Source organism: Neobacillus drentensis (assembly GCF_036966985.1).
GTDB classification, from domain to species: Bacteria; Bacillota; Bacilli; order Bacillales; family Cytobacillaceae; genus Neobacillus; species Neobacillus drentensis_E.
Window position 1 is genome coordinate 1 of sequence record NZ_JBALSN010000647.1, and the last position, 1,148, is coordinate 1,148.

Genomic DNA, 1,148 nt, shown 5'->3' on the forward strand with positions numbered 1-1,148 from the left:
AATACAGCAAAGATTTATATTTTAGGACTGATAAGTTTTTTAGTCGGTACTTCACAACCCATCATCTCAGGTATTTTGGATAAAATGGCAGAGGCTCTAGGAGTGTCAATTGGAGCGGCTGGTCAATTAATTACAGTCTTTTCATTAGCCTATGCCATCGGTACACCTATATTACTGGTATTAACGGCTAAAATGGAAAGACGAAAATTACTGATCTATGCCTTATTTGTTTTTATTGTAGGAAATCTACTTTCAGTGATTGTTCCAGGATATGGATTATTTATAATTGCTCGCATTATTATGGCTTTAAGTACAGGTGTAGCAGTCGTTACAATTTTAAATATCGCCGCAAAGATTGCACCTGCTAATAAAAAGGCCAGTTCAATTGCAACAGTTGTCATGGGATTTACCGCATCATTAATCATTGGCGTTCCTATTGGACGTTTTATTACATCCACGTATAGCTGGAAATTTGTATTTATCGGTACCGCAATATTAGTTTTACTTGTCATTTTTATTGTTTTAAATACAATACCAAAAATGAATGGTGATGCTTCAATCCCTTTAACGAGACAAATTGCGATGTTCAAAAAAACAAAAATTGCTTTAGCATTATCAATCACCTTCTTTTTAATGACAGGATACGGAATTCTTTTTACTTATTTATCTCCATTCCTTGTAAAAAATGTAGGTATGAGTGATTCTCTTGTAAGCATTACTTTACTTGTTCTTGGAGTTGCAAGCTTATTTGGTTCTAAACTAGGTGGATTAAGTGCAGATAAGAAAGGCGTAATTTTTACATTAAAAATAGGATTACTTGTAAACGTAACATCTTTAGTCGTACTTTCATTCATATCACATTCAATTATTGCTGTATTTGTTATATTGACAGTCTGGTCATTTGCGGGCTGGTCATCAGGTGCAACTCAGCAATATAATTTAGCAACGCTATCACCTGAATCCTCAGATGTGTTGCTAGGTCTGAACCAATCAATGATGCAATTAGGCTTTGCGGCTGGTGCAGGTTTTGGTGGAATAATTGTGGGGCAAATATCATTGTCTTCCATTACATGGTTCAGTGCGTTAAGTATTGTGTTTGCAAGTATTACAACATTTGGATTATCACGTTTCTTAAATAATAAAAAGGT

General features: G+C 34.6%; 1 protein-coding gene. It reads left to right on the forward strand.

The window, feature by feature from the left end; genetic code table 11:
* On the forward strand, positions 1-1,148 hold a 1,148-nt coding region (locus V7659_RS29730), incomplete at both ends, for an MFS transporter (RefSeq protein ID WP_335543632.1).